Source organism: Pseudoalteromonas holothuriae (assembly GCF_945859825.1).
GTDB classification, from domain to species: Bacteria; Pseudomonadota; Gammaproteobacteria; order Enterobacterales; family Alteromonadaceae; genus Pseudoalteromonas; species Pseudoalteromonas holothuriae.
Genome location: NZ_CAMAPC010000004.1, coordinates 301,195 through 323,716, shown reverse-complemented (window position 1 = coordinate 323,716; position 22,522 = coordinate 301,195). Strand labels below are relative to the sequence as shown.

The following is a 22,522-nucleotide window of genomic DNA, read 5'->3' as shown; positions in this document are numbered from 1 at the left end:
AGTACGCTACCTTAAATAAGTACTTGCGGACTGCGACGTTCGAATGCAGTTGACAGTATTGTTTTCAATCACATATTCGGCAGGTAACTCGTGACATAAGAAAAACGGCATACTCTCAGTAAAGCCGTACGCACCACACTGGCTAAATACTATCCAATCGTTATCATGCATATCATTGGGTAAATTATGGCGACCTAAATGGTCAAGTGCGGTGCATAAAGGCCCATGCAGCAAGTAACTGCTTGTTGGGGCGGCTGACTGCCTAAGTAACTCACATGGAAAATCTTGACTGGTTACTGCTGGGCGTAATATATGATTAATGCCGCCCGCTATAATTAGTTGGTGTTCTCCATAGTTTTGTTTTTGCTCTATTATAGGGTCAACATAGTGACCATATTCACCCACGGCATAGCGACCAAGTTCCATCCAAAGTTCATCAACCCCAGCAGCCGCTTTAATAGAGGCGAGTGCGTCCAGCAAATGTGGCCAGTTTAAACAAGCATCGTATTCATGATATGGAATACCTAGCCCACCGCCTAAGTCGAGTACCTTTAATTTAAAACCAAGGGTGTTTGCTAGTGTAACAAGTGGTTCTACCATTTGCGACCAAAGTGCTGCCAGCTTTGGGGTACTCAGCATATTACCCCACTGAAAGATATGAAGGCCGGTAAAATGCAAAGCTGGAAAAGCAGTAATATCGAGTGCTTGCCATTGTTCAATGCCTAAACCAAATGGGGTCAGACTATCACCACCTAGTGGGTTTTTTTCACCCTCAGGCCAACGTAACTGTACGCGCAATAAAACTTGTAATTCAAGTTCTTGTTCGCAGGCAGTTAGGTTGAGTAAATTAACTTGGTTGAGACTTTCTGCCACAAAGGTTCGCACCCCTTGTGACAAAAAGTATTGGATCTGCCTTTTTGATTTAGCAGGTCCGGTGTTGAGCACCCGAGATGAACTAACGCCTTGTGCTAAGACTTGTTCAAGTTCGCCAGCGCTTGCAACATCAAAGTCAAACCCTGCCTTGTCTAAAGTTTGGATCACTTTTGATAAGGGGTTAGCTTTAACGGCATACCACAATTTAACTACAGACTGTTCAGTCAATGGTTTTAAATGTGATAGCAAGCCGTCTAAGTCGTAGACAAAAAACGGCGCTTGCTCAGTCTGTGTGATTTGTTCAATCACTTGGCGGTGTGCGGTGCTCAAAAACGACATTATCGTAATACCTCTTCCAATTCTAATGAGGCATCGCTTTGCTTATCACGGTATTTTACGATAAGTGCGCAAGACATGCTTAAACCTTGCTCGCGGCCCCAAGTGCTTGAAGATGGACGAGAGCCCGGGATCACGATGGCGTTTTCAGGGATCGCTTCACCTTTATCTAGTACTCGTTCGTTGATGCAATCATAAACGGGGATCGTGGCTGATAAGCGCACGCCAGGGGCAAGTACTGCGCCTTTTTTAACTACAACGCCTTCAACAATCACGCACCCTGCGCCAATAAATGCGTCATCTTCAATCACCACTGGACTTGCGCCAATTGGCTCAAGTACACCGCCTAATTGTACGGCTGCACTAAGGTGAACATTTTTGCCTACCTGAGCACAAGAGCCTACTAACGCATGACTATCAACCATAGTTCCTTCATCAATATAAGCGCCGATATTAACGTAGGCTGGTGGCATAATAATAGTGCCTGATGCGACATAAGAACCTCGACGCACACTCGTACCTCCTGGCACCATACGCACACCTGCATTAGCAGAAAAACCTTGAGGCGCCAGATTATCTTTATCGACAAAGCCACCGGGGAACTCAGTATTGGTCCCGTTTTTAAATGCCTCTAATATGCCTTGCTTAACTTCTACATTGGCATGCCAATGGCCTTGTTCGTCTTGTGTTGCTGCACGCACAGTGCCATTTTCTAAATTATTTAATAATTCTAACCAGCTCATGATAATTGCCTTAATTCCAAGATAAAATTGATTTGTTTGCGATGTTAAGAGCTTGGTTACATGACAGCTCTTGGTGCGTTAAGGGGGGGCGTAGATTAGGGGTTGAAAGCCTGCCTTGGGTATGCATTAGCACTTTAACGGGAATTGGGTTTGCAACAGTAAATAAACTATTCACCGCACCAGTCCAAGTGGTAAATAAGTTTGGAAAGGTACCAGCAAGAGAGCGCCTAACGAATTCGGCTGTTTGCTCTGGCCATGCATTAGCAGCGACAGACACTAAGCCAGCGGCACCCGCTTGAGCAAAATAAGGCATTAAGCCATCATCGCCACTGTAAATAGCAATATTGGGTGCGGCATCACGGAAAGATTCAAAAGTTGCAATGTCGCCACTGGCTTCTTTAATAGCCCAGAAGTTATTGTAATGTGTTAAGTTTTTTATAACTTTTGCGGTGATGGAGACGGCACTTCTACCAGGGACATTATAAAGCATACAAGGGCGTTGAGTTGCGCTGAGTAGTGCTTCAAACCACTGGGTTTGACCTACCTCGCCGGGCTTGGCATACAAAGGGGAACCCAGTAAGTAGGCATCAATGGGTTGCGTATTGCAAAATTCTAGCCAAGCTAATTGCTGCGTTAGATTAAAGCCACCAACCGCAACCATGATAGGTACGCAAAGGGACAGCGAGCAAACATATTCGACAATAGCGCGTTGTTCACTTATTTCAAGTGCCAAGCCTTCGCCCGTACTGCCTAAAAGCAAAATGCCATTATTTGCTTGTTGTTGCTCATTAACGAGCGTTTTTAATGTGTCATAGTCAACTTGGTTAAGCGCATCAAAGGGCGTAACCAAAGCGGTCCATAACGGATAGTCAGATAAATCTAATTGTGATTTCATCTCTAGCGAACTTATAGCGTGTTCGTAGTAAGGAGTGAGTCCACACCTCGAACAGTTAAAATTCGAAGAGCAATGGACTTAAAAATGACAAGGCAAATGGCCTTATTATTTTAAGACCAGAAGCTCTCCACCAAAATTATGTGCTTGTTAATGTGAACAGCACTTGGTGACAGTCGCTGGGATTCAACCCAGTCGCCCGAAGTAACAGCTTAGCAAAGCACTGTTGACTTCTCGGCGTTAATTCCCCTCACTCAGTTTCATCGGAGTTTGCTCTCCTCAACAAAGTTACCTGAATAACGCACCTCTTCCAGCCCTTGGCCAAGGTAAAACCTTGACCACAAAATAGGGTGAGCGCGCATTGAAACACTTTAGCCTTCTAGGTGTCAAGTGATGAAACCCTATTCTCTATAAATTAGGCTACACTTTTTTAAGGCACTAAACTGCGGCAAAGCAAAGTGGGGTTGTATCAAATAATCTTATGTTAAAAATAATTAAAGCGGTGCGCGTACGTTACATTTTTGCGTTATTAGCTATGGCACTTTTGGTCTCTATGGCTGCTGGCTTGATGCAGTTTTTATTGTTTGAAAAACAGCAAGATGCAAAGATTATCAACATTGCAGGCATGCAGCGGATGTTGTCGCAAAAAGTGCTGCTAAAAGCACATCGCTTAGCAAGTATTAGTGAGTCCACTGTTGCTATGCAAAGCGTGAATGGTGAGTTACAAACCAGTATTAATTTGTTCGCACAAAATCATGAATTTCTGGTTGATTTAAATGCCGAAGGTAACTTTTTCTCCGAACAGTTAAATAGATGGTACTTTTCAAAACCAGTTATGCTGGACCAACGAAGTCGAGAGTTTGTTCAGCGTATTCGTAACTTTCAGCCCACCGAACAAAGAGAATTAAATGAGCTTTACATGATATCTCAAGCTTTACTGGTGGATCTTGATAGAGCCGTACAGTTATTTGAACAACAATCTAATCAAGGGGTACAGCGTTTAAGGTATGTTGAAAGTGGCATTTGGTTACTGGCAATGCTGTTATTGATACTAGAAGCTAAGTTGATATTTCGTCCAATGGAAGCACAAATTTTGGCTGGTATTAATGAACTTAAGTTTCAAAAAAATGAAACTGAACAGGCATTAAGTATCAAGTCGCGTTTTTTGGCGAGGGCGAGTCATGAATTGCGTACCCCTTTGCAATCCATTTTAGGTTATCTGGACTTGTATCGACAAGAAAGGCAAGTTCATCAATTGGAACAAGCTGTTACATCTGCTAACCAATTAAATGTATTAATTAATGAGATGCATGACTTTAGCCGTTGGTCTAATGAAAAAATTAAAATTCAAAATAGTTATGCGAAGTTAAAGACAACGATTGAAATGGTCGCGGCTCCCTACAAACTCTCGGCACAAAAAAAAGGCTTAACGTTAACTGTGCAAATGGATGGTATAGGTAATACGCAGCTTCAGTGCGATCACCAACACCTTGCGTGGGTCTGCTCACAGTTAATTGACAATGCGATTAAATTTAATGATTCAGGAGAGATCCTGTTAGTCGTTAAAGTTCATACTTTGCAGATGCAGGCATATTTAAAGATACAAGTGATTGATCAAGGTTTTGGGTTTGATGAGGAACTACTAAGTACTTTGAATGATCATGAAAAAATCGACAACCATTTTCAAGGGATGCAATTGGGCTTGGTACGATGTCAGTGGTTGGTAAACGCTATGTCAGGGGAGTTTAAGTTTTTTAACCGTCCAAATGGTGGGGCGTGTGTTAGCTTTAGTATTCCTGTAATTTTAGCTGATAATGGCACTAGTGAGCGGCAAATAAATGCGCATGGGGCAAAGGCACTATTAGTGGAAGATAATGCTATTAATGCGGTGATACTTCAAAAGCAACTGAGTAATTTAGGCTTTGACGTACAGCACGTTAGTCATGGTAAAGCAGCAGTAGAGATATTAGCGTCGCGATCGTTCGATGTTATTTTTATGGACTTGAATATGCCCTATATGGATGGCTATGAAGCGATAGATCATATACGTACAATGCTAACCCTTGATATCACTATCATTGTTGTAACAGCAAATGATGAGCCACAAGATATAGCCAAAGCAATCCGATTGGGTGCAAATGAATATATTGTTAAGCCGCTGCAACAGGATAAACTCACTGACATGTTGCTGCGTTTAGGGGTGATAAGCGCGAGTGAATGTACATAATTGTTATAATGGGGCAAAGCGCCCCATTTATTATAATTTAGTTAACCTCAGGTTTGGATAAGGATTTTGGAATAGAGAATATTTTGCAAACAAACATTACGTACAATCCAATGAAGATATTTTTTTCAATATCAAGGCGCTTTTATGTAGTAATAGCGGGCTATTACAAATGAAAGCAACGCCGAGAGTGAGAAAAAAAGCTTTTTTGGGCAAATTCGCTTATCCAGAGCTGAGGTTAGTTACCTTAAAACCTACTTTTTTAAACTGGTTTATTAAACCATATTGCTCTGGTAAGTGTAGTGCACCAACGGCAATGAATAGGGATTGTTGTGTTAGCAGCGGAGTGAGTGTTTGTACCCATTGATTGTTGCGGCTAGTTAACATTACTTGCTCTGAAAATTGACCATATTTAGAGTCATCAAAACTTAATTGATAGTAATGAGATAGCTTGTCCATATCTCCTGTTTTCCAAGCTGTTACTAAGTCAACAAAATAGAACTCAATGTCATTTAAGTGCTTAAAGGTTTCATTAAACATCTCGTTATTTAACGCTTCTAAAGAGCTGAGCATGGTGAGTTGTTGCTCGAGCGTTTCAAGCCCAAGTACTTTTTTATGCTTTTTTGAGGCGTAAGCGAGTACTTGTTTATCTATGCCGTATTGCTCACTGAACCCTAATTTTTGATATTCAAGTTGTAGTAAAGTGATCATGACAGCCCATGGTCGGTGAGAGCTAAAGTGAGTAATATTAATTCCCACTTGGGCAAAATAGTTTTTTAGTTTTTGGTAGTTCTCAAGACTTATCATATCAGCGAGTGTTTTACCCTTTGGTAGCTGCATATAGGACTTTGATACTTTTTGGACCTGCATAGGGGAAAGCGTCTCTAAATCGACTTCAACAACCACTTTTTCGCTGGCTTCAATCGCTTGCATGACGTTTTTTGGTAGTGCCTTCATATCTGGTGTACCGACATGAACAGTGCCAAATAAATAAGAAGTGATACCATTTTTTTCGAGTTTAAATAACGCTGGGTTGGCATTAGAAAATTGGCTAAACAAACAAGCAATAAAAAATATGCTAGCAACACTTACGCGTAATAAAAGCAAGTACATAACAATCCTTAATAGGTGAAGAGCCCTATTTTAAGCACATAAGTGAGTATTTCATAAAAACTCATGTCACTTTTTGTGAAATTAGCTCTGTTGAAAAATGAGCGTATACAATTAATTATTAAATGATTTGTGATAAGTATGAATTTTATTTTCAATAAAGTAGTCTTTACTAGATTTTTAATCTTATTTTTGGTTTATTACATTTAAATTAAGCATAGATTTTAAGGTTGACTTAAAGTTACTCGCGGGTTACTAATAGAAAAAGGAATAGGGCGAGTGCACAATGACACTCCCTTAGTAAAAAATTTATTTGGTGATATAAGCAATGCTAAAAACAGCACTTACTCTAGTCGTGATTATCAACGTGGTGATTATTATTACCGCGGGGGCTCGCTAGTGCTGTAAGAAAAGTATTAGTGAAAGCCCCCCGCACTGAAAAGTTCGGGGGGCTTTTTCGTTTTAAGGTCAAAATTTAACTAACAACCAGCAAGCAATTGGCAATGGGGATGACAATGACAGGCGCACAACTATTAATCGATTTATTAGCCAAGCAGGGCATCAAAGAGGTATTTGGCTACCCAGGTGGCGCAATAATGCCAATTTATGATGCGTTGTACGGTGCGCCAGTTAAGCATTATCTAACACGGCATGAACAGGGAGCTGGCTTTGCGGCTGTAGGGTATGCTCGTAGTACAGGCAATCTAGGGGTTTGTTTTGCGACTTCAGGGCCAGGAGCGACAAACCTTGTTACTGCACTGGCTGATGCGATGATGGATTCAGTACCATTACTAGCTATTACCGGTCAGGTGCCTACAGCGGCTATCGGCTCAGATGCTTTTCAAGAAATCGATGTACTTGGTATGTCGTTATCATGCACCAAACATAGTTATATGGTTGAACGAGCTGAAGATTTAGCAGAGGTATTGCAAGAAGCTATGCACCTTGCACAATCAGGGCGGCCGGGGCCTGTATTAGTTGATATTCCTAAAGATATTCAGTTGGCTCAGGTGCCATTTCATCCTTGGTTAGCGCAAGATGAGGCTGCGCTTACAGTCTTGTCGAGTGAAGTGCAAAAGGCTGAAGTACTGTTATCGCAAGCTAAGCGCCCAGTGGCGTACGTTGGTGGCGGCGTGCAAAATGCGGATGCTCAAAATGAATTGATGCAATTTTTAAATAAAACCCAAATGCCAGCTGTTTCTACTTTAAAAGCATTAGGCAGCGTGTTACCAGATTATGAATATGAACTGGGGATGCTGGGCATGCATGGTGGTCAGGCCGCAAACATCGCAGTACAAGAATGTGATTTACTGGTGTGTATCGGTGCTCGATTTGATGACCGTGTTACTGGTAACTTAGCTAAATTTGCCTCTAAAGCGGATGTAATTCATTTAGACATAGACCCAGCTGAAGTAGGTAAACGCAAACCTGCACAAGCGTCTTTGATAGCAGACTTAAAGCAATCTATTCCACAGCTGAGCTGCTTTGTCACCGATAGTGAATGGCTTAATACAATTAAAGAGTTGAAAGTAAAGCACGCGTGGCGTTATGACTACCCAGGTGAGCATGTATTTGCCCCTTACTTATTGAATCAACTTAGTTTAAAAATGCCTAATACTAGCGTGGTATGTTGTGATGTTGGCCAGCATCAGATGTGGGTTGCACAACATATGAAATTTAGCCATCCAACAAACCACTTAAGTAGTGGTGGCGCAGGTACCATGGGGTTTGGTTTGCCTGCAGCTATCGGTGCGCAAATCGCAAGGCCCAATGATATGGTTGTGACTGTATCTGGAGATGGGTCGATCATGATGAATATTCAAGAGTTGGCAACCATTCGCCGTAACAATTTACCAGTCAAAATCGTGATTATAGATAATCAGCGTTTGGGTATGGTTCGTCAGTGGCAGCAATTGTTTTTTGAAGGGCGTTATAGTGAAACAAACCTATCTGATAACCCTGATTTTGTGGCATTAGCTGCGGTATTTGGTATTGCAGGACAAACCATTACCCGTGCCGATGAAGTTGATGAGGCAATTGATGCTTTAGTGAGTTCACAAGGGCCTTATATATTACATGCCTGTATTGATGATAAAGAAAACGTATGGCCTCTGGTTCCACCAGGTGCTGCAAATGATGAAATGATGACGGAGAAAGCACAATGAAACATCAATTAACAGTTGCTGTTAAAAACCAAGCCATCGCGGTAGAACGTTTTTTAAGAGTTGCCCGTCATCGAGGTTTTCGTTTAACGCATATGGAACTTGAAGGTAAAGATGAGTTGTTTCATGTCAAAATGACAGTCGACAGTGACAAGCCTATCTATCTATTAACGTCACAACTGAGTAAGCTTGTGGAAGTGCAACATGTGAATTTGCACACGCTACAGCAACAGGCGATTTAAGAAATTAATTTAATAAAGAATAATCAAGGTATTACATAATGACAAAAACATCGGAACTGATTTGGCACAATGGCGACATGATCCCGTATGAGCAAGCGACAACGCATATTCTAAGCCATGCATTACACTATGGTAGCTCTGTATTTGAAGGCGTGCGTGCTTATGAAACAGCAAAGGGTCCAGCTATCTTCCGTTTAAAAGATCATATAAAGCGTTTATTTGACTCGGCAAAAATCTATCGTATGGAAATCCCGTTTACTGAAGCCCAGCTTATGCAGGCTTGCAAAGACGCAGTAAAAGCTAATGGTTTTACTAATGCGTATTTACGTCCTTTTGCTTTTTTAGGCAATGTTGGGTTGGGTGTTCATCCAAAGTCACATAAAGCTGATGTTAGCGTTGCGGCGATGGAATGGGGCACTTATCTAGGAGATGGAAGTTTGGAGCAAGGTGTTGATGCGTGTATTTCATCGTGGACACGTTTAGCGCCAAACACGATGCCTACAGGGGCAAAAGCAGGTGGTAACTATTTATCATCACAGCTCATAACAGCTGAAGCAAAACGCCACGGTTATGTTGAAGGCATTGCTTTGGATGTAAACGGCTACTTAAGCGAAGGAGCGGGTGAAAATCTATTTGTAATTAAAAATGGCGTGCTGTTTACGCCACCAACAACAGCTTGCATTTTACCAGGCTTAACGCGTGACACTATTATGAAGCTAGCCCGTGAACGCGGCTATGAGGTGCGCGAAGAGTCTATTGCACGTGAAGCATTATACTTAGCTGATGAGTTCTTTATGACAGGGACGGCTGCTGAAGTGACACCTGTTCGAAGTGTTGATCAAATTCAAATTGGCGATGGTAAGCGTGGACCTATCACGCAAGAGTTACAGCAAGCCTATTTTGATTTGGTTAAGGGCCAAAGCGAAGACAGCAATGGCTGGTTAGATTACATAAACGATTAATAAACAACTGCAGGCTACCTGAAGGTGGTCTATTTCGGGAATGAGGAAAGCCGCTGCAACCAAAAGCTGCATCGCAAATTATAAGGTGAACATTATGGCTAAGTTAAGAAGTAAGACAACCACAGAAGGTAGACAACAAGCAGGTGCAAGAGCCCTGTGGCGTGCAACAGGTATGACTGATAGTGACTTCGAAAAACCGATTATCGCAGTTGTTAACTCTTACACTCAATTTGTACCAGGTCATGTGCACTTAAATCAGCTTAGCGAACTTATGGCTGAAACGATTCGCGATGCCGGCGGCGTGCCTCGAGAGTTTAATACCATTGCTATTGATGATGGTATTGCGATGGGGCATGGAGGCATGTTGTATTCATTACCGTCAAGGGATCTCATTGCTGATTCGGTTGAATATATGGTTAATGCACATTGTGCCGATGCGATGGTGTGTATCTCTAACTGCGATAAAATTACCCCTGGGATGCTACTCGCCGCGCTGCGTTTAAATATTCCTGTGGTATTTGTATCTGGTGGCCCAATGGAAGCGGGTAAAACCCGTTTAGCTGATATTGATATAAAATTAGACCTAGTTGATGCAATGGTTAAAGGCGCTGACCCTTCAGTAAGCGATGAAGAGTCTGAGCAAGTTGAGCGTTCTGCGTGTCCTACTTGCGGGTCTTGTTCAGGCATGTTTACCGCAAATTCAATGAACTGTTTGTTAGAAGCGTTGGGACTGGCATTGCCAGGTAATGGTACTACGCTTGCAACGCATAAAGACAGACACCAGCTGTATGTTGCAGCGGGCAAACGTATTTTAGCATTGTGTGATGAGTATTATCGTAAAGATAATGAGGCTGCTTTACCTAGAAATATAGCCAACCAGGCTGCATTTACTAATGCTATGACATTAGATATTGCTATGGGTGGTTCATCAAATACAGTACTTCATTTGTTAGCAGCAGCTCAAGAAGGTGGTGTTGACTTTGATATGGACGATATTGATCGCCTGTCTCGTAATACGCCATTTTTATGTAAAGTGGCACCTGCAACGCAACAATATCATATCGAAGATGTTCACCGTGCGGGTGGTATCATGGCGCTGCTCAATGAACTTGCTAAGGGTGGCCGACTCGATTTAAATGCAGGCCATGTTGCGGGGGGCACATTAGGTGAGGTATTAACGCGTTGGGATGCAGCAGACCGCAGCAATGAAAAAGCGCAGAAATTTTATCGTGCTGGACCTGCTGGAATCCGCACAACTAAGGCAATGAGTCAAGAATGCCGATGGGATGAATTAGATTTAGACCGTGAAAATGGGTGCATTCGAAGCATTGAACATGCTTTTCGCCAAGATGGTGGTTTAGCTGTCTTGTCGGGAAATCTAACACCTGATGGATGTATTGTAAAAAGTGCTGGTGTTGTTGATGAAATGCTTGATTTTACTGGTCCAGCAGTTGTATTTGAGTCACAAGATGACGCGGTTGAAGGTATTTTGAATGGCCGTGTTAAAAAGGGTGACGTGGTTGTTATACGCTATGAAGGGCCTAAAGGTGGTCCTGGTATGCAAGAGATGCTATATCCAACAAGTTATTTAAAGTCGATGGGGTTAGATAAAGATTGTGCCCTGCTTACTGATGGTCGTTTTTCTGGTGGTACGTCGGGGTTATCTATTGGCCATGCTTCACCGGAAGCTGGCAGTGGTGGTGCATTAGCATTAGTAGAAGATGGAGACTTAATACACATTGATATTCCAAATCGTGGTATCCATTTACTCATTGATGATGCACAAATGAGAGACCGTCATGCTAAGCAAGAAGCTAGAGGAAAAGATGCATATAAGCCACTAGATAGGCAGCGAGTTGTTACACCTGCGCTTAAAGCTTATGCCTTGTTGGCAACCAGTGCAGATAAAGGCGCTGTACGTGATCTTGCTAAGCTAGAGGAGCTTAGTTAGTTATGGTGTCGCAAGAGTTAGATTATTTTCGCGCCATAATACAGGCTGATATATCACCACTTGCCAAAATAACTGAAGTGAGCGAAATGAAAGGGCTATCGGAACGCTTAGGGCAAAATATATGGCTTAAGCGCGAGGATCAACAGCCTGTATATTCGTTTAAGTTACGTGGTGCTTATAATAAGTTACGCCAATTACCTAAAGGCAGTCTGGTGATCACTGCATCGGCAGGTAATCATGCGCAGGGGGTGGCATTAAGTGCCGCACACCTTGGGCACCGGGCTATTATTGTAATGCCTGTCACAACACCAGAGATAAAAGTGAGCTCAGTACGAAATTTTGGTGGAGAAGTGGTGTTACATGGTCACAATTTTGATGCAGCTAAAGCACATGCATTTGAATTAACACAGCAGCATAACGCAGTATTTATTCCTCCATTTGATGATAAAGACGTCATTGTTGGTCAAGGGACGGTTGCCAGAGAACTAATGCAACAACTTAACGAACTTGATGCGGTGTTTATTCCGGTAGGAGGAGGAGGTTTGCTAGCGGGTATGGCTGTGTATATCAAATCACTTCGACCCGATATTCAAGTTATTGGTGTTGAAGCACAGGAAAGTGCCTGCTTGCAAGCAGCACTAGATGCAGGCGAACCAGTAGAATTAGAGCAGGTTGGTGGGTTTGCTGATGGCGTTGCCGTAAAAATCATTGGCTCAGAAACTTTTCGCTTAGCACAAAAGTTTTGTGATCAGGTCGTTACGGTTAGCAGCGATGAAATATGCGCTGCAGTACAGGATATCTTTGTAGAGACTCGTGCTATTGCTGAGCCCTCTGGGGCTTTATCATTGGCGGGCTTAAAGAAATGGAGCCAACAAGCAAAGCGAACAGGTCTTAATGTTGCTGCTATTTTATCGGGCGCTAACCTGAATTTCGATAGGCTACGCTATATTGCTGAGCGCACAGCGCTGGGTGCCAAAAATGAAGCGCTTTTTGGTGTGACCATCCCAGAAGAAAAAGGCAGCTTTAAACGTTTTTGTCAGTCTTTGGGCGGGCGTGCCATAACTGAATTTAATTATCGTTATGCAGGTCAAGGTGATGCGCAAATTTTTGTTGGCGTAGGCTTACGTGGTGGGCAAATTGAGTTAGATGAGTTGAAAGAGCAGCTATACAAAAATAGTTATACGTTTGAAGATTTTTCAGATAACGAATTGGCCAAGTTGCATCTGCGCTATATGGTTGGCGGCAAACCACCTGTAGCAGTGCAAGAGCGTTTGCTTCGCTTTGATTTTCCAGAGTATCCTGGGGCGCTTGCGAGATTTTTAGACACTTTGGGTAGTGAATGGAATATTACTCTATTTCATTATCGTAACCATGGTGCCGCTGAGGGTAATGTGCTTGCTGCATTTGATATACCTAGTCATGATGCTGTGCGCTTTGATAGTCACTTAGCGCAATTGGGTTATCACTATTGTGAAGAAACACATAACCCATGTTTTGCGCAATATTTGCAAGCACCTATAACCGAGCAGCGCCACGCGAGTTAATTTGCAATTGCTGTTTGCTTTTCTATAGTTATGATTAATCACTCATAACTATGCAAGGAAGAGCATGCGCATTATTGCGACTCTAATGATACTGATTACAAATAGTTTAGCTTGTGCAACAGAAAGCGTCGTGTTGCAGCTTAAGTGGACCCATCAGTTTCAATTTGCGGGCTATTACATGGCAAAAGAAAAAGGGTTTTATGAGCAAGCAGGGTTAGACGTAACTATTTTACCCGCAGACTCTAGTAATCCTGACACGCAATTTAAAGTGCTTGCTGGCCAAGCTCATTTTGGTGTGACGCACTCCGCTATTTTACAATCTAGAATGCAGGGTAAGCCTGTCGTAGCACTCGCAGCTATTTTACAGTCATCCCCTTATTGTTGGATGGTCAAAGAAGATTCTGACATTTATACGCCTAAGGATTTCAAAGGAAAGCGTATTAGCTATTTAGGTAAAGCTGAGAATGCGGAGCTAATGGTGATGCTACAACAAGCGGGAGTTGATATAACGAAACTACCACTGTATTCAGGCTTATCGCCATTGCGAGACTTTCGTAAAGGTTTATATGATGCACTACAGGTGTATGTAACAAATGAGCCCTTTGAAATGCGACAAGCGGGTGTTGCGACTCGACAGATTTGCCCAAAGCAGTATGGCGTTAACGTGTATGGTGATATTTTGTTTACCAGTGAAAATACGCTTTCGCAAAAACCAAATATGGTTGAACATTTTCGCTCAGCGAGTTTAATGGGATGGCGATATGCAATGCTAAATATGAATGAGAGCATTGACGTTATTCGTAGTAAATATAACCCAGATAAAAGTAAAGCACAGCTTGCTTATGAAGCTGATACGCTACGCCCATTTATTACTCAGGCTGGGATCCCCATTGGCAGTATGTCTGAGAATCGCTGGCATTGGATTGCACAGCTTTATGGTTATACATTCGATAAACAGCAAATTCCATTAGGTGATTTTGTTTATCACCCTAAAAATATTGAAGATTCTTATCAATGGTCGTGGATGTTAATTACTGCATCTATTTTGACTTTGCTATGTGTACCCCTTTACTTACATTTAATTTTCTCTCGTCATTTAAAGTACCGTATTATGCAATCAACACAACAGCATGAAAAAAAGGTAGAATAGCATTTTTACCTAGTGTGCCTTACTCTGTTGAACATGCCGTTATTGAACCGATTTAATCACCTTGATGCCTTATTGACGCAAACCAAAGCTTATTGGCAGTTAGTTGCTTTTGAAACCCGATGTTTGCCATGGAGTGATACGTTGAATGAGTGGTTAATGTCACTCAGTGATGAGCAAGTTACGGAGCTTGATAATACTCCAGAAAAATTGCTCCAAGCACTACAGCACTATATTCCACAATTACAAGAACTTGAGTTGCTATTAAAGCTCCCTTTTGACAAGCCAAATTCTGAGACACTGCCATTTTGGTTGAGCAATGGCATTAAAGGCAGAAAATTATTACAGCTACAAGACTTTGTTGGTCACATTGATGAACTGCATTTTCCCATCTTAGAGTGGTGTGCTGGCAAAGGACATTTAGGCCGTATTCTCGCTTTTAATGGCGCACCGCATGTGCACAGCATTGAATTACAACCAGCCTTGTGTGAACAAGGCCAATACAGTGCTAAACAGCAAAATTTGTCGATGTCGTTTAGTTGTGCTGATGTACTAAAAGATGACACGCAAGCTTACTTTGAACAGCAACAACATGCTGTGGCTTTGCATGCATGTGGTCGTTTACATCAAGTGTTTATGACTGAGGCGGTCAAAGCAGGCTGTGAAAAAATCAGCTTATCACCTTGCTGTTATCATTTGTTTACTGATGTTCAATACCAAGCAATGAGTGATGTCGGTAAAAACAGTACATTAGCATTACAGCACAGCGATATGAAACTTGCCTTGCAAGAAACTGTTACAGCCCCTGAGCGAATTGCCAAAGTTAGACGCAAAGAGGTGACTTGGCGTTTAGGGTTTGATGCATTACACAGAGATGTCACGGGGATTGATGAATACATCAGTGTGCCTTCGGTTAATAAAGCTATTTTTTCACAATCGTTTGAACAATTTTGTGGCTGGGCAGCTGCGCAAAAAGGGATCACACTCCCCGTTAATTGTGATTATGACCGCTATTTACATCAAGGGCAGCAGCGAAAAAGAATCACAGATAGAATAGAGCTAGTTCGGCATGCCTTTCGGCGTGCTATTGAAATTTGGCTGGTTCTTGATAGGGCTTTATATTTACAGGCATATGGGTATGATGTTGTTCTTCGTGAATTTTGTGATAAACAGCTAACGCCGAGGAATATTTTGATCCAAGCGACGGCCAACCAAAGGAAGACACATGTGCTCGCTAGATCACCTGTTAGATAATAATCAGCAATGGGCTAAACGTACCCAACAACGCGACCCCGAGTTTTTTAAAAAACTATCGGGTCAGCAAAACCCAGACTACTTGTGGATCGGGTGTTCAGACTCTCGCGTGCCAGCCAATGAAATCGTTGATTTGATGCCGGGAGAGCTATTTGTTCACCGAAATGTGGCCAATGTAGTTGTACATACTGATCATAACTGTTTATCTGTTATGCAATATGCTGTGGAAGTACTTAAAGTTGAACACATTATGGTTGTTGGGCATTACGGGTGTGGTGGTGTGCAAGCGGTATTAGATGAAGCTAGGTTGGGCCTAATCGACAATTGGTTACGTCATGTTGCTGATGTTAAAGAAAAACATCAAGCAATGTTGTCATCAATTGAGAAACAAACACGGTGTGCTGCGCTGTGTGAGCTGAATGTTATCGATCAAGTTCGTAATGTATGCTTAACCAATGTGGTGCAGGATGCATGGGCACGTAATCAAGTATTGACGATTCATGGTTGGGTATATGGTTTAGAAGATGGCTTATTGCACGAAGTACAAGCACAAACCTCACTACCAGAGCATATCAATGCGGGATACACTCAGGCAGTTGAGCAGGTCGCAAAACGCTATTTGTAGCGTATATTACTCTGTGTCTTCGGCTTGTTCTAATTTTGCCTCAAGAGCTGCTACTTTGGCTTCTAACTCGGCAAGTTTTTCGCGAGTACGAATAAGTACTTTACTCTGAATATCAAACTCTTCACGGCTGACAAAATCCATTTCAGTTAATTTGTTTTGGATCACCTGCTTGGTTTTTGCCTCAAACGTGTCTGCTAAGTTTTTGACACCTTGCGGCATGTTACTTGATATCTGTTTAGCGATTTCTTCTATCTTTGCTGGATTAATCATTTCAGATCCCTTTATCAAATGTGCTTGCATTCATATTAGCAAATGCTTTGTCTAGCGCCTAGGCGTGCAGTACGCTTTGCGTTAAAATATCATTTTGGTAGTACAGCAGATCCCAATAATGAAACTTAATCCCAAACAAGATGAAGCAGTAAAGTATATTAGTGGCCCTTGCTTAGTGTTAGCCGGTGCAGGTTCAGGCAAAACACGTGTAATTACCAATAAAATAGCCTACCTAGTGCAGCAATGTGAATACCAAGCTAAAAATATTGCGGCTGTTACATTTACCAATAAAGCAGCCAAAGAAATGCGTGAGCGTGTGGCACAAACATTGGGTAAACAAGAGTCAAAAGGGTTATGGGTATCGACATTTCATACTCTAGGTTTGGAGATAATTAAAAAAGAGCTAAAAACCTTAGGCTATAAAACCAATTTTTCATTATTAGATGACCAAGATACCAATCAATTACTCAGTGAGTTAACAGAAGCAGAACTTGAAAAAGACAAAGATTTACTGAATTTGTTGAAAATGCAAATTGGTAATTGGAAAAATGAACTTATATTGCCACAGCAGGCTGTCGCTCAAGCCCGAGAGCCACAAAAAGCGTTGTTTGCTCAACTTTATGCGCGCTATCAAACTCAGTTGCGTGCCTATAATGCCTTTGATTTTGATGACCTAATCATGGTGCCAACTCTTCTATTATCACAACATGCAGCGGTGAGAGAACGTTGGCAGGCGCGGTTTCGTTATTTGCTGGTGGATGAGTATCAAGATACCAATACAAGTCAGTATCAGTTAGTTAAATTATTGGTTGGCGAACGTGCGCGCTTTACAGTTGTAGGTGATGATGATCAATCAATTTACTCATGGCGTGGCGCTAAGCCACAAAACCTAGTACTACTTTCTAAGGACTTTCCCGGCTTACGCTTGATTAAGCTTGAACAAAACTATCGAAGTGCTAAGCGTATTTTAAAAGCAGCCAATATTTTGATTGCCAATAATCCACATGAATTTGAAAAGCAACTTTTTAGCGAGTTGGAAAATGGTGACCCAATCCGTGTGATTGCAACACGAGATGAAGAGCATGAAGCGGAGCGAGTCGTTGCAGAAATAATTTCGCATAAGTTTATGAAGCGTACTAGCTATCGAGATTATGCCATTTTGTATCGTGGAAACCATCAAGCTCGAGTGTTTGAAAAGTCACTTATGAGTAACCGAATTCCTTATAAAATAAGTGGAGGTATGTCGTTTTTTTCCCGTAGTGAAATTAAAGATATGATGGCTTATTTGCGTATCTTGGTAAATCAAGATGATGACAATGCATTCTTGCGCATCGTCAACACCCCCAGACGAGAGATTGGGCCGGTTACTTTAGAAAAATTGGGCAGCTTAGCCAATGAGAAGCATATTAGCTTATTTGAAGCATGTTTTGACTCGCAACTAGCTCAACGCCTTACTGGTAGAGGGTTTAATGCATTAATGGGGTTTGCGCGTTGGGTTGTTGAACTTTCTGACAGAGCGTTGCGTGGAGACACCCTTGAAGCGGTTAAAGATATGGTACGTGAGACAAACTATGAAGCGTATTTATATGAATCTTCTCCCAGTGCGAAAGCGGCTGAAATGCGGATGAAAAATGTCTCAGAGCTGTATCGTTGGATCACCGACATGCTAACGGGAGATGTAGATAACCCAGCAATGACATTACCTGAGGTGGTGAGCAAATTAGCTTTAAGAGATATGTTAGAGCGCAATGAAGAAGAAGACGACTCGGACGCAGTGCAGTTATTAACGTTACATGCCTCTAAAGGTCTAGAATATCCGCATGTATTTATGGTTGGGATGGAAGAAGGTTTTTTACCACACCAAACTAGTATTGATGAAGATAATGTAGAAGAAGAACGTCGACTAGCTTATGTAGGGGTGACACGCGCACAGCAGACCTTGATTTTGACACATGCCAAAAATCGACGTCAATTTGGAGAGGTTGCCACGCCTGAAATAAGTCGCTTTGTACAAGAGTTACCCCAAGATGACTTAAGTTACGAAGGACAGAAAAAAACTGTAGCCTCGCAATCTGAGCGTATGGAAAAAGGACAAGCAAGAGTGGCAAACTTAAGAGCCATGCTAAAAAGATAATGTTTCTTGGCTTGCACTGCTAAGTTGACGTGATGAAAGTGCAGGTTCATGACCTATGGTATGTTGTTTGCCAAAAAATAGCTCAATACCATGATTTTCTAGCAAGCCTCTAAAGTTCAATATAGCAGGGCCTTTAGCAATGACTTGTGTGTTTTTCAACTTAGTGACTGCGAGTATTCCTTGCAGTTGCAGGTCGTAGCTTTGTTGTTGTAACACGCGTTTGCTAAAGGTAGAGCTAAGTAGTAAATACTTAAAATCAAATTGGGTTAACATGGCTAAATCACAGCGATCTTTAGCAAAATCATTTAGCCCGATAAATACGCCCTTATCAGCAAGCGTTTGCAAATTTTCTAGTTGCTGACTTGATGCATGGCGCAATTCTACTTCGCCAAATAATAAACATAGCGGTTGTTTTGCACTTTTAAGTAATCGACATAACGGGCTAAATGCATGGTTGTCTAATATTGTTAAAGAGCATGAAAATAATAGGTTTTGTGATTGAGCATTACCAATGTTAATTACTTGCTGAATTAATTGTAATTCAATTTCTAATTGTTCAGCTTTTTCAGCTGTAAACTTCTTCAAAGTATCGAAGTTGGTACTTCCAAGTACGGGATGTTCCCCAAATGCATCTAACAGGCTGATTGTATTAGGCTCGTCAGTCATAGATATGACTTCTGTGCGTCTAAAGTGTGTGGGTAGCGCACTTAAATGATGATGTTCTATTTGCTTGTTATGTGTAGTACCGGCAGTAAGTAAAGGGTGGTAAAACTCATAACGACCACGCCCTGCATTTTTTGCATAATACATAGCTGCATCAGCATCACGGATGATTTCATCAATATTATGGTACCGTTTATTACTATAGGTAATACCAATACTTGCGCCGCTTTGTACACAAGTGCCTTTCATGCAAAATGGCTGTTGCATCACTTTGATAATACGTTTGGCTACATCTTCAGCTTGTTGTTTATCACTCAAATGATCGAGCAGGACAACAAACTCGTCACCGGCTAGCCGTGCTAAAAGATCATGCTCCCTAATACAGTCCGAAAATGCTTTACTCACCCAAATTAAGAACTGATCACCAGCTTGATGACCAAGTTGGTCATTAATGGCTTTAAACTTATCTAAATCAATAAACAACACTGCAAAGTGATGCTCAGGGTGACGTTGATATTTATGCAGCGTTTTTTCAAGTTGGGTTAAGAATAAACTACGATTTGGCAAGCTTGTGAGTGGGTCGTGATGTGCATCATGATAAAGTTGTTGCTCTATTTTTTTTCGCTCTTCAATTTGCATTTGTAGATGTAAATTGGTCTGTTGGAGCGCCTTGGTTTTTTCTGCAACACGATGCTCAAGCTGTTGGTGACTGCTTTTTAAAGCTTGATTAGCTAGATGTGTTTGTAATACCGATGCGATTTGATTAGATACAAATGAAATCAATTCAACATCGTCATAATCAAACTCATATTTATGATCATATGCCTGACAGGCGATTAGTCCAATAACTCCATTCGCCGTTTTAAGTGGTGCCCCCATCCAACTCGTTGCCAGTTGTATTTTATTGTAGTCTTTGGAGCGCTCAACTGTACCTTCTGAAATCAATGTGTTAGCACGACAGATATCAATGAGCTGGCTTTGCTCTGTACTAATCACTAATTCACTGTAGCCTTTTGCAAATGGCCGAGGCTTATATTGTGTGACTTCATCAACACTATAAGGAAAACTCAACCAGCCTGCATGTTTGTCATATAATGCAATATATAGGTTATCGGCAAAGGTAATTGAGCGAATGATGTGGTGGACTTGTTGGTAAACATCGTCAATGTCGTTAAATTGCGTTGCTAATTCAGAAATTTTAAATAAAATTTGTTGCCGCTCTAGCGCCTTTTTACGTTGTTCAATTTCTTTGTTTAATGCTTCGTTACTTTGCATTAATGCACGAGTACGAATTTTTACTTCAGATTCGAGAAGTTCACGCTTTTTTACGCGCTCTATTGCCGTGGCAAGGTATAGAGACATCACCTCTAGCAATTCGATTTGCTGCTCGCTATATCCTTGTTCTACCTGATAACTTTGAGACACCATTACGCCGATAATGATGTTATCTCGATATATAGGCACGCCTACCCAATGTTCAGCCTGGCTCCCCAATGCTTTGAAACTCCCTTTTTGGGTTTGTTTCAGCATACTCTCTTTGGTGAGATAAATTGTATTTCCAGTGCGAAATACATGACCTGTGACTCCTTCAGAAAAATGGCTTTTTTCATTAAGAGGGACAGCGATGCCGTCTTTCTCATCAACAAAATAAGAGAGTTCTAATGCTTGAGTAAATTGATTTTGTAAAACCACATAAAAACTACGGCTAGGCAGGTATTGTACCAAAATGTCATGAATTGCAGGATAAAGCAAAGTCAGTTCAGCAACCGTACTTGCACGCTCTGATAGTAAAATTAGAGCATGTTGTAAGTGATTGTTCTGTTTGTGCTTTTTTAGTAAAAACTTAAGGCGCTTGTTGTTGCGTTCTAGTTTTCGAAGCAAAGAAGAGGGATCTTCCAATGATTAAACCCGTCGTTATTATTATTTGCTTAATTATTATTCGTATATTTTCACTTTTCTTGTCAGGGGTCAAGTGCAATATCAAAGGCTTTAGCTGAGGTTTTTTAAAGTTATGAATTAAATTGAAGGAGAATAAAATACCTCCTCCAATTTATAATGATTACTTAGATGTCATAAAATCGATTGCCGCAGAAATTTCGTCATCTGAACAATCCATACAGGTACCACGAGGTGGCATCGCATTGAAACCATTGATGGCATGATCAAGTAGTACATCACTGCCTTTGGCCACTCTGATAGCCCAATCATCAGCACTTTTTGGTGCACCGAGTGCGCCAGTACCATGACATGCAAAACATGACGCTTGATATACTTGTTCACCTGAACGAGGCCCAGTAGGCACCGCTTCGGCTACGCTATCTGCGCCAGCTAAATAAACGTCGCCAACGGGTGCGATGCGTTTTTGGATTGCTTCTTCAGTTAAAGCATTGTCATAAGGCTGCGCCGCTGCGGCCGTTGATAGCAATAAAAGTGCTGCCGAAAGTTTTTTCATTTGTCTAGCTCACTTCATTTGGACGTGATCAATCACGATAAGATGACGGAATTTCTAGCGATTATAACGCCACCTAGTAATTTATAAAACTAATCTTGCCCATATAAAGATAAAAATGCCAATTTATTGCGTTAACGCAAACTCTTGGCTTGTGTTTTTTAGCCTATGCCATTTCAACAAGCGCTTTTAGCGCCTTGTGAATACCCACAGATGCTTCACTAATCGACTCGGCAAGCATATAAGCAGGTGTACTTATTACTTTGTGTATGCTGTCGAGAACAATATTTTCAACATCACATTCAACATGTTGGGCACCCAGTTGGTTGATTACAGCTGCTGTTTGCTCATCATTACCAATACTTGCAAGTGTGCCATGTGGATGAATATGTCCAATTAGTGCAGGTGCAATACACAGATAGGCAATAGGCTTTTGCTGCTGTGCAAATGCTTGGCAAACATGTTTTAATTGATCAAGAATCTGTGATTTTGCGCCTTCAAAAGCAAAGTTACTCAGGTTTTTAGCAACACCAAACCCTCCTGGCAATACTAGCGCGTCAAAATCATTACTGTTTAGTTGTGATAATTCTTTAATATTGCCACGTGCAATCCGAGCTGACTCCTCTAAAACATTTCTCTGTTGTTGCAGCTCTTCACCAGTTAAGTGGTTGATAACATGGTGCTGTTGAATATTAGGGGCAAAGCATTGGTAACTTGCCCCTAGTTGTTCTAAGTGCAACATAGTAAGCACAGACTCATGGATCTCTGCGCCATCAAACACGCCACAGCCACTTAAGATGATTGCGATTTTTTTCATGTGAACTCCCTCTAGTATTAGTTTTTGGTGGCTTATACTTTATTGTCATTAGCCTGCGATAAAAATATTATAAAGGATCTTATTTGATCTTTGATCAAATATGTTAGTATACCCGTCCACTCAA

The 22,522-nt window shown here is 41.5% G+C and carries 18 protein-coding genes and 1 riboswitch; of the genes, 10 read left to right on the top strand and 8 right to left on the bottom strand.

All coding sequences use genetic code 11. The features are described 5' to 3' along the window. Nucleotides 1–6: 6 nt before the first annotated feature. Genes OCI93_RS07880 through dapA form a run of 3 tightly spaced genes read right to left on the bottom strand, consistent with a single transcriptional unit; the run spans nucleotide 7 to nucleotide 2,847 of the window. Complete coding sequence (locus tag OCI93_RS07880; RefSeq protein ID WP_261626159.1) at nucleotides 7–1,212, bottom strand: PLP-dependent decarboxylase; 1,206 nt, start codon at nucleotides 1,210–1,212, stop codon at nucleotides 7–9. Further along, nucleotides 1,212–1,952 (bottom strand): 2,3,4,5-tetrahydropyridine-2,6-dicarboxylate N-succinyltransferase, encoded by a 741-nt coding sequence (locus OCI93_RS07875; RefSeq protein WP_261594111.1) that lies wholly within the window; start codon nucleotides 1,950–1,952, stop codon nucleotides 1,212–1,214. The genes OCI93_RS07880 and OCI93_RS07875 overlap by 1 nt, the downstream gene beginning before the upstream one ends. Nucleotides 1,953–1,962: 10 nt before the next feature. Next, entirely contained in the window at nucleotides 1,963–2,847 is an 885-nt protein-coding gene (dapA, locus tag OCI93_RS07870) for a 4-hydroxy-tetrahydrodipicolinate synthase (RefSeq protein ID WP_261594110.1), read from the bottom strand. A gap of 112 nt (nucleotides 2,848–2,959) precedes the next feature. Beyond that, a riboswitch (Lysine riboswitch) is annotated at nucleotides 2,960–3,162 on the bottom strand. Between the two features lie 163 nt (nucleotides 3,163–3,325). Here dapA and OCI93_RS07865 point away from each other — a divergent pair. Next, the gene (locus OCI93_RS07865; RefSeq protein WP_261626158.1) at nucleotides 3,326–5,071 is read left to right on the top strand and encodes a response regulator; all 1,746 of its coding nucleotides are present in this window, start codon (nucleotides 3,326–3,328) and stop codon (nucleotides 5,069–5,071) included. Between the two features lie 219 nt (nucleotides 5,072–5,290). Here OCI93_RS07865 and OCI93_RS07860 read toward each other — a convergent pair whose 3' ends face one another. Next, a complete protein-coding gene (locus OCI93_RS07860) occupies nucleotides 5,291–6,181 on the bottom strand; it encodes a TraB/GumN family protein (protein WP_261626157.1) in 891 nt (296 codons plus the stop codon). A 512-nt stretch (nucleotides 6,182–6,693) separates the two neighbouring features. Here OCI93_RS07860 and ilvG point away from each other — a divergent pair. The 8 genes from ilvG (at nucleotide 6,694) to can (ending at nucleotide 16,065) form a co-directional block, all read left to right on the top strand. Further along, complete coding sequence (gene ilvG / locus OCI93_RS07855; RefSeq protein ID WP_261594107.1) at nucleotides 6,694–8,343, top strand: acetolactate synthase 2 catalytic subunit; 1,650 nt, start codon at nucleotides 6,694–6,696, stop codon at nucleotides 8,341–8,343. Further along, nucleotides 8,340–8,582, top strand: a complete 243-nt coding sequence (gene ilvM, locus OCI93_RS07850; protein ID WP_261594106.1) for an acetolactate synthase 2 small subunit — start codon at nucleotides 8,340–8,342, stop codon at nucleotides 8,580–8,582. Before ilvG ends, ilvM begins: the two co-directional genes overlap by 4 nt. Before the next feature lie 38 nt (nucleotides 8,583–8,620). Continuing rightward, a complete protein-coding gene (locus tag OCI93_RS07845; protein WP_261594105.1) occupies nucleotides 8,621–9,544 on the top strand; it encodes a branched-chain amino acid transaminase in 924 nt (307 codons plus the stop codon). Between the two features lie 94 nt (nucleotides 9,545–9,638). Then, nucleotides 9,639–11,495: a dihydroxy-acid dehydratase gene (ilvD, locus tag OCI93_RS07840; RefSeq protein ID WP_261626156.1), complete on the top strand. Its 1,857-nt coding sequence runs from the start codon at nucleotides 9,639–9,641 to the stop codon at nucleotides 11,493–11,495. Between the two features lie 2 nt (nucleotides 11,496–11,497). Beyond that, nucleotides 11,498–13,039, top strand: coding sequence for a threonine ammonia-lyase, biosynthetic (gene ilvA / locus OCI93_RS07835; protein ID WP_261594103.1), 1,542 nt, complete (start codon nucleotides 11,498–11,500; stop codon nucleotides 13,037–13,039). A 64-nt stretch (nucleotides 13,040–13,103) separates the two neighbouring features. Continuing rightward, nucleotides 13,104–14,189 carry an ABC transporter substrate-binding protein gene (locus OCI93_RS07830; RefSeq protein ID WP_261626155.1) on the top strand — a complete coding sequence of 362 codons (1,086 nt, stop codon included), beginning with the start codon at nucleotides 13,104–13,106 and terminating at the stop codon, nucleotides 14,187–14,189. 33 nt (nucleotides 14,190–14,222) lie between these two features. Beyond that, entirely contained in the window at nucleotides 14,223–15,440 is a 1,218-nt protein-coding gene (locus OCI93_RS07825; protein WP_261594101.1) for an SAM-dependent methyltransferase, read from the top strand. Beyond that, nucleotides 15,412–16,065, top strand: a complete 654-nt coding sequence (gene can / locus OCI93_RS07820; protein WP_261594100.1) for a carbonate dehydratase — start codon at nucleotides 15,412–15,414, stop codon at nucleotides 16,063–16,065. Before OCI93_RS07825 ends, can begins: the two co-directional genes overlap by 29 nt. Nucleotides 16,066–16,071: 6 nt before the next feature. Here the strand turns inward: can and ubiK are convergent, their stop codons facing one another. Beyond that, entirely contained in the window at nucleotides 16,072–16,335 is a 264-nt protein-coding gene (ubiK, locus tag OCI93_RS07815; RefSeq protein ID WP_261594099.1) for a ubiquinone biosynthesis accessory factor UbiK, read from the bottom strand. A gap of 118 nt (nucleotides 16,336–16,453) precedes the next feature. On the opposite strand from ubiK, the gene rep reads away from it, so the two are divergent. After that, nucleotides 16,454–18,469, top strand: a complete 2,016-nt coding sequence (gene rep / locus OCI93_RS07810) for a DNA helicase Rep (protein ID WP_261594098.1) — start codon at nucleotides 16,454–16,456, stop codon at nucleotides 18,467–18,469. Here the strand turns inward: rep and OCI93_RS07805 are convergent. From OCI93_RS07805 to elbB, 3 genes are all read right to left on the bottom strand, one after another. Continuing rightward, entirely contained in the window at nucleotides 18,458–21,031 is a 2,574-nt protein-coding gene (locus OCI93_RS07805) for a diguanylate cyclase domain-containing protein (protein WP_261594097.1), read from the bottom strand. The two genes, rep and OCI93_RS07805, sit on opposite strands and share 12 nt — an antisense overlap. 160 nt (nucleotides 21,032–21,191) lie before the next feature. Continuing rightward, nucleotides 21,192–21,584 carry a c-type cytochrome gene (locus OCI93_RS07800; protein WP_261594096.1) on the bottom strand — a complete coding sequence of 131 codons (393 nt, stop codon included), beginning with the start codon at nucleotides 21,582–21,584 and terminating at the stop codon, nucleotides 21,192–21,194. A gap of 163 nt (nucleotides 21,585–21,747) precedes the next feature. Then, on the bottom strand, nucleotides 21,748–22,398 hold the full coding sequence (elbB, locus tag OCI93_RS07795) for an isoprenoid biosynthesis glyoxalase ElbB (RefSeq protein ID WP_261594095.1): 651 nt from the start codon (nucleotides 22,396–22,398) through the stop codon (nucleotides 21,748–21,750). Nucleotides 22,399–22,522: the final 124 nt, after the last annotated feature.

What these genes read in the sequence shown, in the direction of transcription:
- OCI93_RS07880 (WP_261626159.1), bottom strand. Translation starts at nt 1,212, where the DNA reads ATGTCGTTTTTGAGCACCGCACACCGCCAAGTGATTGAACAAATCACA.
- OCI93_RS07875 (WP_261594111.1), bottom strand. Translation starts at nt 1,952, where the DNA reads ATGAGCTGGTTAGAATTATTAAATAATTTAGAAAATGGCACTGTGCGT.
- dapA (WP_261594110.1), bottom strand. Translation starts at nt 2,847, where the DNA reads ATGAAATCACAATTAGATTTATCTGACTATCCGTTATGGACCGCTTTG.
- OCI93_RS07865 (WP_261626158.1), top strand. Translation starts at nt 3,326, where the DNA reads ATGTTAAAAATAATTAAAGCGGTGCGCGTACGTTACATTTTTGCGTTA.
- OCI93_RS07860 (WP_261626157.1), bottom strand. Translation starts at nt 6,181, where the DNA reads ATGTACTTGCTTTTATTACGCGTAAGTGTTGCTAGCATATTTTTTATT.
- ilvG (WP_261594107.1), top strand. Translation starts at nt 6,694, where the DNA reads ATGACAGGCGCACAACTATTAATCGATTTATTAGCCAAGCAGGGCATC.
- ilvM (WP_261594106.1), top strand. Translation starts at nt 8,340, where the DNA reads ATGAAACATCAATTAACAGTTGCTGTTAAAAACCAAGCCATCGCGGTA.
- OCI93_RS07845 (WP_261594105.1), top strand. Translation starts at nt 8,621, where the DNA reads ATGACAAAAACATCGGAACTGATTTGGCACAATGGCGACATGATCCCG.
- ilvD (WP_261626156.1), top strand. Translation starts at nt 9,639, where the DNA reads ATGGCTAAGTTAAGAAGTAAGACAACCACAGAAGGTAGACAACAAGCA.
- ilvA (WP_261594103.1), top strand. Translation starts at nt 11,498, where the DNA reads ATGGTGTCGCAAGAGTTAGATTATTTTCGCGCCATAATACAGGCTGAT.
- OCI93_RS07830 (WP_261626155.1), top strand. Translation starts at nt 13,104, where the DNA reads ATGCGCATTATTGCGACTCTAATGATACTGATTACAAATAGTTTAGCT.
- OCI93_RS07825 (WP_261594101.1), top strand. Translation starts at nt 14,223, where the DNA reads ATGCCGTTATTGAACCGATTTAATCACCTTGATGCCTTATTGACGCAA.
- can (WP_261594100.1), top strand. Translation starts at nt 15,412, where the DNA reads ATGTGCTCGCTAGATCACCTGTTAGATAATAATCAGCAATGGGCTAAA.
- ubiK (WP_261594099.1), bottom strand. Translation starts at nt 16,335, where the DNA reads ATGATTAATCCAGCAAAGATAGAAGAAATCGCTAAACAGATATCAAGT.
- rep (WP_261594098.1), top strand. Translation starts at nt 16,454, where the DNA reads ATGAAACTTAATCCCAAACAAGATGAAGCAGTAAAGTATATTAGTGGC.
- OCI93_RS07800 (WP_261594096.1), bottom strand. Translation starts at nt 21,584, where the DNA reads ATGAAAAAACTTTCGGCAGCACTTTTATTGCTATCAACGGCCGCAGCG.
- elbB (WP_261594095.1), bottom strand. Translation starts at nt 22,398, where the DNA reads ATGAAAAAAATCGCAATCATCTTAAGTGGCTGTGGCGTGTTTGATGGC.